Below are 12,095 nucleotides of genomic sequence, written 5' to 3'. Positions count from 1 at the left end.
GCATGGCTACACCAATGGTGTGCCCTGTTTTCTGCTGTAATAACAAGGGGGTTACCCGTAGAAAACTGGCTTACGGTCGAGGATGCCAGGGCGAGAATGGCACTGAACACTCGGCTGACATTCGTTAAGACGGAATCATAATCAAGTCAGTTGAGGCCACAGTCCTTCTTATTTTTGTGTATAATTTGTTACGTTTACATTTATTTTTAAATTAGCGTTATGAAAATATCAGTACTACTGAAATAGCACTTCTTCGCTTCGTGTATTTTTACTATGGTTAATTATCACATAGCGCAAACGGTCATTTGTGTATCACTATTCATAAGATTAACTATTTACCAGTGGTAATTTTATTCAATAGATAAGGCAGACCCAACGTTAGGCAAGCAGCTCTTTTATGTTTCACCGGAAACCAGTTTTATTCATCCACGCGGTCACGAACGCGGATGGTCGCAGATCGCTGAAAATTTTTATGGCGCCACTATGGGTAAAACCTTCAGCAAACGCACATTAAAACTGGACGCTCCCCCTGCTATTCATGTGTATGGCAATGCCGCCGTTGCAGAGTTCGACTGGCATTTTACCGCGGTACGCCGTGATAATGGGCAGACTCAACACACGACAGGCCGCGAAAGCCAGGTGTGGGCGAAGATACCAAACACAGGATGGCGAATCGTTCATGTCCACTACTCCGGTCCAGCAAAAACCGGCGTTGGAGAAGGCTATTAAGCTTTGCTCTTCAGGTTATGGCGCAGATGAACATTCTGCGCCAGTTAAGTCGAGCTCAGGTCAGTTGATAGCGTTTATCCGGTATCCGTTTTGCCGGAATATCCCTTTCATCATTCATTTGCAGTAAATCGATTTCTATCGCATTGCATATCGCATCCAGCGGTAAATCATTATTTTCAGTACCGAACGGATCCTCCAACTCTTCCGCTAACGCATCCAGCGCGATAAACGTATAAGAAATAAGCACCGAAATAAACGGTGTCATATAGTGCAGATCAACCACCAGTGCAAATGGCAACATAATGCAGAAAAGATAAACCGTACGATGCAAAATTAACGTATAGGCAAAAGGCACCGGCGTGTTGGCGATGCGTTCACAGCCGGCCAACACTGACGACATATCATTTAAACGGTTGTTGAGGCTATGAAATAAAATATCGGAAAGCTTTCCGCTGCGGCGGCGAATCGCCAGCCACTCTCCCATCAGCAATAAGATACGGTTAGCGGGGGAATGGGAAGCGACAACTTTCTGTAACGCCTCCTGGTCAAGATAGTTGCCCAAAACTTGCGTCTGAGGCTGTCGACGCAATGTCATACGCAAACAGTGGGCAAAAGCGATTTGTAACCGAACAAAATCCTCGATACCGCGTTCATCAGGTAAGGTTGTTTTCACCTCACGCAATATTGAGCGTGAAGCGATCATCAACTGCCCCCACAAATGTCGGGCTTCGACGTAACGCGCATAACAGGCATTATTGCGAAACCCCAGAAAAATGGCGATAGCGACGCCCAGTATGCTAAACGGCGCAAGGGTAAACTTAATACCCAGCATTGTGTACCAGGGCAGCATGATAATAACGGCGATAGAAAGAAGAAAGTTAAGGAGCAGTCGTGAAAAGATTTTAGATAACACGGAACCATGCCAGACAAATATCAGGCGAATCCAGTGCTGTTGTGGTCTAACGATCATGATTATCTTCAGCAGGTGAAAAAGCACTGTCATTAAACGTGATCCAGATCAAGGTTGCAAGCTTCTGGCGATACACGGGTTCCCTGCCCTGTAGAACATTTTTTTGCACAGTGCTGACAGGCGTTGAAAAAAAACAACCAACTGTATGTTGTAACTAAATATGCACTTCAGCGCATGAGATATATGACGGTCAACGGCTGCTATCAGTGGTATGAGGGTAATTTATCAGGGAAAGCGTCAGCAACGACGCGCTGCCCTACCGCTGATTCATTTGTATGACCAGCCAGTAATGGATAACGCTGACAATATACTGTTGCTGCGCTTCGCTCAGCGGTTCTCCCTGAGGTATCTGGTGCCACTTCGCCAGGCACCCACGACAGCAGGTTGCCGTCGCATGTTGCGCGATAAATACCGGATGGCCCCGCATCGGCGTTTGCTTACCATCATTCGCCGGGTGAGCTGGCGCCAGTCGCTGGGCGATAAAATCGGCGGCGTGTTTATCAATCACCTCCGCGCCTTTATCCCAGCAATATTGTTTTTCTTTTATCCCGAGACGAAAACGCGAACGAAATGTCGATCGCGCCAGGCGGGCAAAGAGCGGTTCAAGCGCATTCATCAATATACCGAACGTCCTAACGTTTGTGTTAATTGCTCAAGCGCGGCGATACCTGCCAGAGAGTTTCCCGCAGGATCCAGCTCCGGACTCCAGACGGCAATCGCCATTTCATGCGGCACTATGGCGACAATACCGCCGCCCACGCCGGATTTAGCGGGCAATCCCACCCGCCAGGCAAACTCTCCGGCATTCTGATACATACCGCTGGTCGCCATTAGCGCATTAATCTGCCGGGCCTGCATGGGGGTAACTACCGGCTCGTCGAGATGAAACGCCTCGCCCTGATTCGCCAGAAAGACAAACGTCCTCGCCAGTTCCATGCAGCTCATTTTCAACGCACAGTAGTGAAAGTAATTTTGCAACACGGTAGGCACATCATGATGAAAATTACCGAATGATTTCATCAGCCAGGCAATAGCGGCGTTACGGGCGGAATGCTCAAATTCAGAGCGCGCGACCGTAGCGTCATACGTAATATCCGATACGCCGCAAAGCGCGCGCACAACTTCCAGCATCCGCTGACGCGGCGCGCTAAGCCGCCCTTGCAACATGTCGCATACCACCAGCGCGCCCGCATTAATAAATGGATTACGCGGGATGCCTTGTTCCATCTCTAACTGAACCAACGAATTGAACGGCGAGCCGGAAGGATCTTTTCCGACGCGCTGCCAGATCTCCTCTTCCGGATAATGACGCATCGCCACCACCAGACTGAGCACTTTCGAAATAGACTGAATAGAGAAGCGTTCGTGCGCATCGCCCGCCTGATAATGCTGCCCGTCCACGGTACAAATCGCTATCCCCAGCTTTGAACCCTCGACGGACGCTAATGCCGGAATATAGTCAGCGACTTTGCCCTGGCCAATGAGGGGGCGAACGCGCTGTAAAATCGTCTCTAAAATTGCATTATCCATGGCCCTGGCCACAACATGCTCCTTGCTCGCAGGTCTGAAAAGGCCTGCGAGTATAGCAGAGGGCGCCACGCGACGTCAGGGCGATTAGACGCGGTTCTTCCAGACGGTCTGCACATTACAAAATTCGTGTAAACCAAAGTGCGAAAGCTCGCGACCGAAGCCGCTTTTCTTCACCCCGCCGAATGCCACACGCGCATCGCTGGCGCTGTACCCATTAATGAATACCCCGCCGCACTCAAGACGCGCCGCCATCTCCTCGGCCAGCGTATCGTCGGCGGTAAAGATCGTCGCCGACAGGCCAAACTCACTGTCATTCGCCAGCGCGAGGGCGTGCGCCGCATCTTTTGCAACGGTAATGGCGGCAACAGGCCCAAAAAGTTCCTGACGAAATGCCGTCATGTCAGGTGTGACATCCGCCAGAACGGTCGCGGCATAATAGTTGCCCTCCCCGGCGATTTTCTCCCCGCCCAACAGTAACCGTGCGCCTTCGGCGACGGAAGCCTGCACCTGTTGATGGAGTTCATCACGCAAATCAAAGCGCGCCATCGGCCCCAGGTCATTCTCTTCAACCAGAGGATCACCCATCTTTAATGCTGCGGCAGCCGCCACAAAACGATCGGTAAACGCCTGCGCAATGCCCTCTTCGACAATAAAACGTTTGGCGGCGGCGCAGACTTGTCCGGTGTTTTGATAGCGTCCTGCAACCGCGGCTTTTACCGCCAGTTCGAGATCGGCATCATTGAGTACAATAAACGGATCCGAGCCACCCAGTTCCAGTACGCACTTTTTCAGCGCCGCCCCAGCCTGAGCACCAATCGCCGCGCCGGCGCGCACGCTACCGGTCACCGTCACCGCCGCGATTCGCGGATCGTTAATCATCTGACTCACGCCCTCATTATTGGCGTTCACCCATCCATAGACGCCAGCAGGAGTACCGGCTTCCGTCAAGATTCGGGCTATCATCTGCGCGCAACCCGTGACATTGGGCGCATGTTTTAACAAGTAGCTATTCCCCGCCAACAGTATCGGCACTGCCCCGCGTAACACCTGCCATAAAGGAAAATTCCACGGCATTATCGCCAGAATGACGCCCAGCGGACGGTATTCAATCACCGCCTGCTGATTTTCTACCAGCGTAGGCTCAGGATTCAGCATTGCCGGGCCATGTTCCGCATACCAGTCGCATAACGCGGCGGATTTCGTCACTTCCGCACGCGCCTGCTTTATGGGTTTACCCATTTCACGCGTAATACATTGCGCCATCTCTTCTGCATGAGCGCGAAGCGCCTGACCAATATCGCGTAATGTTTGCGCCCGTTGCGCTACCGATGTCATTTTCCACTTTTTAAAACCGCTCGCCGCCAGACTCAGCGCATGTTCAATCTCTTGCGCGTTAGCCCAGGGCATTGCCGCCAGCGTCTGGCCGGTCGCAGGATTCACGGATAACGCCTGTGTTGCAGTCATCATGGTCATGTTCTTTCTCTCGTTATCAGGGGAGTTGTACCATCATGACGCCCTTTACCGTTTCTGAAAAATGAATAATATTAACCAGACTATTCACGAATTGAGAAAACCATGGACCTGACGCAACTGGAAATGTTTAACGCTGTCGCTCTGACGGGCAGCATTACGCAGGCGGCGGCAAAAGTACACCGCGTTCCGTCCAACCTGACCACGCGTATCCGTCAGCTTGAAGCCGACCTGGGCGTCTCTCTGTTTATTCGCGAAAACCAGCGACTCAGGCTGTCACCAGCCGGGCATAACTTTTTACGTTACAGCCAGCAGATCCTGGCGCTGGTCGATGAAGCCCGCATGGTGGTTGCCGGAGAGGAACCGCAAGGACTGTTTTCACTCGGCGCGTTAGAAAGTACTGCCGCCGTACGTATCCCCGCGCTGCTGGCGGGTTATAACCAGCGTTACCCTAAAATTCAGTTCGCGTTAACGACCGGTCCTTCCGGCGCCATGCTGGATGGCGTGCTCGAAGGAAAGCTGAACGCCGCCTTTATTGATGGCCCGCTAATGCATCCGGGGCTGGAAGGTATACCGGCTTACCAGGAAGAGATGATGATCGTCGCGCCACACGGCCATTCCGTCGTTTCGCGGGCCAGCGAGGTGAATGGTTGCAACATCTATGCTTTTCGCGCCAACTGTTCTTACCGACGGCATTTCGAAAGCTGGTTTCATGCCGATGGCGCGACCCCCGGTACGATTCACGAAATGGAGTCATATCATGGAATGTTGGCGTGCGTAATTGCCGGCGCAGGTATTGCGCTGATGCCAGCAAGTATGCTCAACAGTATGCCAGGACATCATCAGGTGGAGGCCTGGCCGTTGGCGGAGAAGTGGCGCTGGCTTAGCACCTGGCTAATGTGGCGGCGCGGGGCGATGACGCGCCAGCTTGAGGCCTTTATCGAGTTACTTAACGCCCAACTGGCGAGCGTCGACTGAAGACGAAACGGCCTGCGAAGTAAATGAGAAGCAGGTCACAAAATGATTGTCTTTTCGCCAGTAAACGTTTTAAGATCGCGGTCTCACCTTCTCGCAACTAACCCGAAATATTTTTATGACAATCAATCCAGTTTCCCGCAAGGTCGCGTGGCTACGGGTAGTTACGCTTGCTATTGCCGCTTTTATTTTCAATACCACAGAATTTGTGCCGGTTGGTTTGCTATCAGACATTGCTGAAAGCTTTCATATGCAAACCGCGCAGGTCGGCATCATGCTAACCATTTACGCCTGGGTAGTTGCCGTCATGTCGCTGCCTTTTATGCTTCTTACCAGTCAAATGGAGCGCCGTAAGCTACTAATTTGTCTGTTTGTTTTGTTTATTGCCAGCCATGTGCTCTCCTTTCTGGCATGGAACTTTACCGTGCTGGTCATTAGCCGTATTGGTATCGCTTTCGCCCACGCTATTTTCTGGTCGATAACCGCCTCGCTGGCGATCCGCCTGGCCCCTGCCGGGAAACGCGCGCAGGCATTAAGTCTGATAGCGACCGGCACCGCGTTGGCCATGGTGCTTGGGCTGCCGATAGGTCGCGTTGTTGGTCAGTATTTTGGCTGGCGCACCACCTTTTTTGCCATCGGCATGGGCGCATTAATTACGCTGCTATGTCTGATTAAGCTTCTACCGAAATTGCCGAGCGAACATTCCGGCTCACTAAAAAGTTTACCTTTGCTATTCCGGCGCCCGGCGCTGATGAGCCTCTATGTACTGACCGTCGTTGTGGTGACTGCGCATTACACCGCTTATAGCTATATTGAACCGTTCGTTCAGAATGTCGCCGGGCTCAGTGCGAATTTTGCTACCGTCCTGTTACTGATCCTGGGCGGCGCCGGGATCATCGGCAGCCTCGTGTTTGGTAAACTGGGTAATCGCCATGCCTCGTCGCTCGTCAGTATCGCTATTGCCCTGCTGGTTATCTGTCTGCTTCTGCTGCTGCCTGCGGCGAATAGCGAAGCGCATCTGGCCATACTGAGCATTTTCTGGGGCATCGCGATTATGGTGATAGGGCTCGGTATGCAGGTGAAAGTACTGGCGCTGGCCCCGGACGCGACCGATGTCGCAATGGCGCTATTTTCAGGCATCTTTAATATTGGTATTGGCGCTGGCGCGCTGGTAGGCAATCAGGTGAGTTTGCACTGGTCAATGTCGGCCATCGGCTATATTGGCGCTATACCCGCCTGTGCCGCGCTGGTATGGGCTGTGCTCATATTCCGCAAATGGCCAGTGACGCTGGAAGAACAACCGCATTAAGACATTCGTCTGCCGGGAACAGGTTTCCGGCAGACGAAAATGCGCCTTAGTGGTACGTTTTAATAATTTCCAACACGCCGTTGATAATAAATTGCACGCCCATACACACCAGCAGGAATCCCATTAAGCGGGAGATCGCTTCAATCCCCCCTTTACCCACCAGCCGCATAATAGCGCCAGAACTGCGTAAGCATCCCCACAGGATCACCGCCACGGCAAGAAAAATAATCGGCGGCGCGACCATAATGACCCAGTCGGGAAACTCGCCGCCATGACGCACCGTGGAAGCGGAACTGATGATCATTGCGATGGTCCCCGGTCCTGCGGTGCTTGGCATAGCCAGTGGAACAAACGCAATATTGGCCGTCGGTTCGTCTGCCAGCTCCTCCGATTTGCTTTTCGCTTCCGGCGACTCATGCGCCTTCTGCTGCGGGAAAAGCATTCTGAAGCCGATAAACGCCACGATTAACCCCCCGGCGATCCGTAGCCCTGGAATCGAAATACCGAAGGTGTTCATAACTAACTGCCCGGCGTAGTACGCCACCATCATAATAGCGAAGACATAAACCGAAGCCATATAGGACTGCCGGTTGCGTTCCGCACTATTCATATTGCCCGCAAGGCCAAGAAACAGCGCCACGGTGGTTAGCGGATTGGCTAACGGGAGCAGTACGACCAGCCCCAATCCAATCGCTTTAAACAAATCCATCATAATACTATCTCTTACCCATCAGCGTTTCATGAACCGGAAGTATAAAGTGAAATTACCCAGGCGCGCCATTTCGCCAGTGTGCAAATTAATATCCTCTACAACCTATAACCTGTAATTATCAATTAGTTACAAGTTATCACAGCACAATACCCCGGACGCCTTTTAGCAAATCGTGGCATCGGCCAATTCATTTAGTTGACTTATACTTGCCTGGGCAATAGTATCTGACGAAATTAATTACTTGCCGGGGCAACCATTTTGAAAAGCACCAGTGATCTGTTCAATGAAATCATTCCGCTGGGTCGCTTGATCTACATGGTAAATCAAAAAAAAGATCGCCTGTTAAATAACTATTTATCCCCGCTGGATATCACCGCAACACAGTTTAAAGTGCTGTGCTCGATACGCTGCGCGGGATGTATTACCCCGGTTGAACTTAAAAAAGTGCTGTCTGTCGATCTCGGCGCATTGACGCGGATGCTCGATCGCCTGCTGTGCAAAGGCTGGATCGAAAGACTGCCGAATCCTAATGACAAACGCGGCGTACTGGTGAAGCTAACGCCGGACGGCGCGGCAATTTGTGAGCAATGTCATCAACGACCAGGGCAAGACCTGCATCAGGAATTAACAAAAAACTTAACGGCGGACGAAGTGGCAACGCTTGAGTATTTGCTCAAGAAAATTCTGCCGTAGACAAAAAAGAGGTATGACGATGTCCAGACGCAACACTGACGCTATTACTATTCATAGCATTTTGGACTGGATCGAGGATAACCTGGAGTCGCCGCTCTCACTGGAAAAAGTGTCTGAGCGTTCAGGATATTCCAAATGGCACCTGCAACGGATGTTTAAAAAAGAGACCGGTCATTCATTAGGTCAATACATCCGCAGCCGTAAGATGACGGAAATCGCGCAAAAATTAAAAGAGAGCAACGAGCCCATTCTCTATCTGGCGGAACGCTATGGCTTTGAGTCACAGCAAACATTGACCCGGACGTTCAAAAACTACTTTGATGTGCCGCCACACAAATACCGGATCACCAATATGCATGGCGAATCACGGTATATGCTGCCGCTGAACCATGGCAACTACTAGTTTGTTTATGCGCCACGCGAAGAGCACCATGAAAATGCTGTTTCCCGCCCTGCCGGGTCTGTTACTTATCGCCTCCGGATATGGCATTGCAGAACAAACTTTGTTACCTGTGGCGCAAAATAGCCGCGATGTGATGCTGCTGCCCTGTGTAGGCGATCCGCCAAATGACCTTCACCCCGTGAGCGTGAACAGCGATAAGTCAGATGAATTAGGCGTGCCCTATTATAACGACCAACACCTTTAACCTCTTTGCCCCGTTTTGCGGGGCATTTTTTTAGTACCATCTGGCGATGACAAGTCCGCCGCTATTACCTCGCGGCATGGTCTGAAATTAGCGCTTGTCTTCTTAGTAACATAATGCCTCATCCCCTGACGCGCGCAGTACGGCGCACACGAAATCCAAACACATTGATATAGAGTCCAGCCATAATCAGTACTGCGCCCGCAAGCTGCATCCCGGTCAACGTTTCCTCGAGTAACACCGCGGCGCTCGCCAGCCCGACTACCGGCACCAGCAATGATAACGGCGCCACGCGCCAGGTCTCATAGCGCCCCAGTAACGTGCCCCAGATGCCGTAGCCAAGTATAGTGGCGACAAAAGCCAGATAAAGCAGCGACAATATCGTCGTCATATCGATGGTAATAAGGCTTTGCGTAATGTGATCCGCCCCCTCCAGTAGCAGCGATGACAGCAGGAACGGCAGGATCGGGATCAGCGCGCTCCAGACCACCAGCGACATCACCGCCGGGCGCGGACTATGTTGCATAATTTTTTTATTAAAGATATTGCCGCAGGCCCAGCTAAATGCCGCCGCCAGAGTCAGCATAAATCCCGACATCGCTATATGCTGTCCGTTGAGACTGGCTTCAATCAATACCAGTACACCTATAATCGCCAGGGCGATTCCCGCCAACTGCTTACGTTGTAACCGCTCGCTAAAAACAAACGCCCCCAAAGCCATGGTAAAAAAGGCCTGCGCCTGTAATACCAACGACGCCAGTCCTGCGGGCATACCAAACTTTATCGCGCAAAAGAGAAAGGCGAACTGCCCAAAGCTTATCGTCAGCCCATAGCCCAGTAACAGCGTAAGCGGGACTTTAGGCCGGGCGACAAAGAAAATTGCCGGAAACGCCACCAGTAAAAATCGTAATCCTGCCAGCAATAATGGCGGCATATGGTGCAGGCCTACTTTGATGACAACAAAATTGAGCCCCCATACGACAACCACCAGTAACGCCAAAAAACCGTCTTTACGCGACATTATCGGCCCCTGTCATTATTAAAATTTTGTAAAAAGGTAAGTTATCGGAAATCAGTGCGCCATAACAGGACTTTTCTTTTTACCGTGAGCATGGCATTGAACAACACACGATGGGCAAAATCCTGCGTTATGGTATGTTAAGACTACGCTATAGCGTATAGACATCATGCTTTTGCGGGCACGGTAGATTAAAACGTCCCGATACGTAACCTCCATTTCAGGCAGGAAAAATGAATCCAGGATTGAGACGTTCGACGTTGGCTCTACTCGCCTCATCGCTGTTATTGACAATTGGACGCGGTGCCACGCTCCCCTTTATGACCATCTATCTTAACCGTCAGTACGGTTTAGGCGTGGATCTGATTGGCTACGCGCTGACCAGCGCGTTAACGATTGGCGTCGTCTTTAGTCTTGGCTTTGGGATTCTGGCGGACAAGTTTGATAAAAAGCGCTACATGTTACTCGCGATTATCGCCTTCGCCTGCGGATTTATCGCCATCCCAATGGTGCACAATGTCGTACTGGTTGTCCTGCTTTTTGCGCTTATTAACTGCGCCTATTCGGTTTTTTCTACCGTCCTGAAGGCCTGGTTCGCCGATAATCTCACCGCGACAACAAAAACACGGATTTTTTCGCTCAACTATACCGTACTCAATATCGGCTGGACGGTTGGCCCGCCGCTCGGCACGCTGCTGGTGATGCAAAGCATCAATTTACCCTTCTGGCTTGCCGCCATCTGTTCCGCATTTCCGCTGGTCTTTATTCAGGTATGGGTGACACGATCGGTTGCCGCCAGCGAGGGGAAAAATGCCGCTATCTGGTCTCCCTCCGTTCTGCTGCGCGACAAAGCATTATTGTGGTTTACGCTTTCGGCATTTCTGGCCTCCTTTGTGGGGGGCGCCTTTGCGTCCTGTATTTCACAGTACGTTATGGTCGTTGCCGATAGCGGCTTCGCGGAAAAAGTGGTAGCCGTCGTCCTGCCGGTTAATGCGGTTATTGTGGTCAGTTTGCAATACGCCGTGGGCCGTCGACTTACCGCCGTCAATATTCGACCAATGATGACGACCGGCACCGTCTTTTTTATCGCCGGGCTCATCGGATTTATTTTTTCAGGCGACAATCTGTTTTTTTGGGGGCTTTCAGCGGCAGTATTCACGATTGGCGAAATTATTTATGCCCCCGGCGAATATATGTTAATTGACAACATTGCGCCTGCCGGGATGAAAGCCAGCTATTTTTCAGCGCAATCGCTGGGCTGGCTGGGTGCGGCGCTAAACCCGCTGGCCAGCGGCGTCATCCTGACGACACTTCCCGCCTGGTCGCTTTTCGTTGTCCTGATAATCGCCATTGTGTTCGCCTGGGCACTGATGTTAAAAGGAATGCGGATTACCCCTACGCAACAGGCTATCACCTGTTAATTATCTGCAGCCAGTGATGTGCGCCGTTTCTGGCGCACTGGGTTAACCCTATATATTGCAGGCTAATTATCTGCTGTCACTGCGATAATTCAGGAATATTCCTGGGCGCTGACGAAAATATTCTAATGCCTTACCCTTCCAGTAAAATAAATACGCAATTCAGACTTTGCTTAAGTATAAATTAGTACTATAGTCTGTACGAGGTTTTTTAAAAAAGAGGATGCACGCTAAAATAAGGAGAAACGAGATGTTAGGCAGTATTAACCTTTTTATCGTTGTATTAGGAATTATTTTATTTTCCGGATTTCTGGCCGCCTGGTTCAGTCACAAATGGGATGATTAATGAACGGAGATAATCCCTCGCAGAGCCGGCCCCTTGCTACATCGTTGCGCAAGGGGCCGCTTTTGTCTGGATGGCAGGCAAAAAAAACCGCCGGTTCACCAGCGGTAAATGCTTGCATGGATAGATTTGTGTTTTGCTTATACGCTACCGGGCAAATTCTTGCGAGGATAACGGATCGCTAACGACTGTAGCACCGTCAATATCAATGAAGCTTAAACGATACGCAACCAGACCTGAATAAGACATTATGGGACCTTTTGTCCCCCAGGGGCTTTTACAAG

At 51.1% G+C, this 12,095-nt stretch carries 13 protein-coding genes and 1 pseudogene; 8 read left to right on the top strand and 6 right to left on the bottom strand.

The window, feature by feature from the left end; all coding sequences use genetic code 11:
* Window positions 1–351: 351 nt before the first annotated feature.
* Window positions 352–729, top strand: a pseudogene (locus ACLJZ5_RS01240) (YybH family protein); the annotation flags it as partial.
* 55 nt (window positions 730–784) lie between these two features.
* Here ACLJZ5_RS01240 and ACLJZ5_RS01235 read toward each other — a convergent pair.
* From ACLJZ5_RS01235 to sad, 4 genes are all read right to left on the bottom strand, one after another.
* Entirely contained in the window at window positions 785–1,699 is a 915-nt protein-coding gene (locus ACLJZ5_RS01235; protein WP_001670736.1) for a bestrophin family protein, read from the bottom strand.
* A 256-nt stretch (window positions 1,700–1,955) separates the two neighbouring features.
* Window positions 1,956–2,315, bottom strand: coding sequence for a DUF4186 domain-containing protein (locus tag ACLJZ5_RS01230; protein ID WP_000992444.1), 360 nt, complete (start codon window positions 2,313–2,315; stop codon window positions 1,956–1,958).
* A complete protein-coding gene (glsB, locus tag ACLJZ5_RS01225) occupies window positions 2,315–3,241 on the bottom strand; it encodes a glutaminase B (RefSeq protein ID WP_000090081.1) in 927 nt (308 codons plus the stop codon). Before glsB ends, ACLJZ5_RS01230 begins: the two co-directional genes overlap by 1 nt.
* 72 nt (window positions 3,242–3,313) lie before the next feature.
* Window positions 3,314–4,702 (bottom strand): succinate-semialdehyde dehydrogenase, encoded by a 1,389-nt coding sequence (gene sad, locus ACLJZ5_RS01220; RefSeq protein ID WP_023233323.1) that lies wholly within the window; start codon window positions 4,700–4,702, stop codon window positions 3,314–3,316.
* A 102-nt stretch (window positions 4,703–4,804) separates the two neighbouring features.
* On the opposite strand from sad, the gene ptrR reads away from it, so the two are divergent.
* Window positions 4,805–5,677 carry a putrescine utilization regulator PtrR gene (gene ptrR / locus ACLJZ5_RS01215; RefSeq protein ID WP_000366535.1) on the top strand — a complete coding sequence of 291 codons (873 nt, stop codon included), beginning with the start codon at window positions 4,805–4,807 and terminating at the stop codon, window positions 5,675–5,677.
* Window positions 5,678–5,792: 115 nt separating this feature from the next.
* The gene (locus tag ACLJZ5_RS01210; RefSeq protein ID WP_000154613.1) at window positions 5,793–6,983 is read left to right on the top strand and encodes a sugar transporter; all 1,191 of its coding nucleotides are present in this window, start codon (window positions 5,793–5,795) and stop codon (window positions 6,981–6,983) included.
* 46 nt (window positions 6,984–7,029) lie between these two features.
* Here ACLJZ5_RS01210 and ACLJZ5_RS01205 read toward each other — a convergent pair whose 3' ends face one another.
* Window positions 7,030–7,695 (bottom strand): MarC family NAAT transporter, encoded by a 666-nt coding sequence (locus ACLJZ5_RS01205; RefSeq protein WP_000968968.1) that lies wholly within the window; start codon window positions 7,693–7,695, stop codon window positions 7,030–7,032.
* Window positions 7,696–7,953: 258 nt separating this feature from the next.
* Between ACLJZ5_RS01205 and marR the strand changes: the two genes are divergently transcribed.
* The 3 genes from marR to marB are packed head-to-tail and all read left to right on the top strand — an operon-like array spanning window position 7,954 to window position 9,035.
* The gene (gene marR / locus ACLJZ5_RS01200; protein WP_000843434.1) at window positions 7,954–8,388 is read left to right on the top strand and encodes a multiple antibiotic resistance transcriptional regulator MarR; all 435 of its coding nucleotides are present in this window, start codon (window positions 7,954–7,956) and stop codon (window positions 8,386–8,388) included.
* A 19-nt stretch (window positions 8,389–8,407) separates the two neighbouring features.
* Complete coding sequence (gene marA / locus ACLJZ5_RS01195) at window positions 8,408–8,791, top strand: MDR efflux pump AcrAB transcriptional activator MarA (protein ID WP_000091194.1); 384 nt, start codon at window positions 8,408–8,410, stop codon at window positions 8,789–8,791.
* Window positions 8,792–8,819: 28 nt separating this feature from the next.
* Complete coding sequence (marB, locus tag ACLJZ5_RS01190; RefSeq protein ID WP_000783049.1) at window positions 8,820–9,035, top strand: multiple antibiotic resistance protein MarB; 216 nt, start codon at window positions 8,820–8,822, stop codon at window positions 9,033–9,035.
* Between the two features lie 118 nt (window positions 9,036–9,153).
* Here marB and eamA read toward each other — a convergent pair whose 3' ends face one another.
* Window positions 9,154–10,056, bottom strand: a complete 903-nt coding sequence (eamA, locus tag ACLJZ5_RS01185) for an O-acetylserine/cysteine exporter (RefSeq protein ID WP_077914002.1) — start codon at window positions 10,054–10,056, stop codon at window positions 9,154–9,156.
* A gap of 227 nt (window positions 10,057–10,283) precedes the next feature.
* On the opposite strand from eamA, the gene ydeE reads away from it, so the two are divergent.
* Together ydeE and mgtS are read left to right on the top strand one after the other, a co-directional pair.
* On the top strand, window positions 10,284–11,471 hold the full coding sequence (gene ydeE / locus ACLJZ5_RS01180; protein ID WP_024797879.1) for an efflux MFS transporter YdeE: 1,188 nt from the start codon (window positions 10,284–10,286) through the stop codon (window positions 11,469–11,471).
* A gap of 247 nt (window positions 11,472–11,718) precedes the next feature.
* The gene (mgtS, locus tag ACLJZ5_RS01175) at window positions 11,719–11,814 is read left to right on the top strand and encodes a protein MgtS (protein ID WP_000901531.1); all 96 of its coding nucleotides are present in this window, start codon (window positions 11,719–11,721) and stop codon (window positions 11,812–11,814) included.
* Window positions 11,815–12,095: the final 281 nt, after the last annotated feature.

Origin of the sequence: Salmonella sp. 5800 (genome assembly GCF_046558195.1) — a bacterium.
GTDB classification, from domain to species: domain Bacteria; phylum Pseudomonadota; class Gammaproteobacteria; order Enterobacterales; family Enterobacteriaceae; genus Salmonella; species Salmonella enterica.
Note: the sequence above shows the minus strand (reverse complement) of the source record. Positions and strands in the feature narration are given on the sequence as shown.

Bases quoted from the DNA above. Each gene is read 5' to 3' on its own strand.
- ACLJZ5_RS01205 (WP_000968968.1), bottom strand. From the start codon at position 7,695: ATGATGGATTTGTTTAAAGCGATTGGATTGGGGCTGGTCGTACTGCTC.
- marA (WP_000091194.1), top strand. From the start codon at position 8,408: ATGTCCAGACGCAACACTGACGCTATTACTATTCATAGCATTTTGGAC.
- sad (WP_023233323.1), bottom strand. From the start codon at position 4,702: ATGACCATGATGACTGCAACACAGGCGTTATCCGTGAATCCTGCGACC.
- ptrR (WP_000366535.1), top strand. From the start codon at position 4,805: ATGGACCTGACGCAACTGGAAATGTTTAACGCTGTCGCTCTGACGGGC.
- ACLJZ5_RS01230 (WP_000992444.1), bottom strand. From the start codon at position 2,315: ATGAATGCGCTTGAACCGCTCTTTGCCCGCCTGGCGCGATCGACATTT.
- ydeE (WP_024797879.1), top strand. From the start codon at position 10,284: ATGAATCCAGGATTGAGACGTTCGACGTTGGCTCTACTCGCCTCATCG.
- ACLJZ5_RS01210 (WP_000154613.1), top strand. From the start codon at position 5,793: ATGACAATCAATCCAGTTTCCCGCAAGGTCGCGTGGCTACGGGTAGTT.
- mgtS (WP_000901531.1), top strand. From the start codon at position 11,719: ATGTTAGGCAGTATTAACCTTTTTATCGTTGTATTAGGAATTATTTTA.
- marB (WP_000783049.1), top strand. From the start codon at position 8,820: ATGAAAATGCTGTTTCCCGCCCTGCCGGGTCTGTTACTTATCGCCTCC.
- ACLJZ5_RS01235 (WP_001670736.1), bottom strand. From the start codon at position 1,699: ATGATCGTTAGACCACAACAGCACTGGATTCGCCTGATATTTGTCTGG.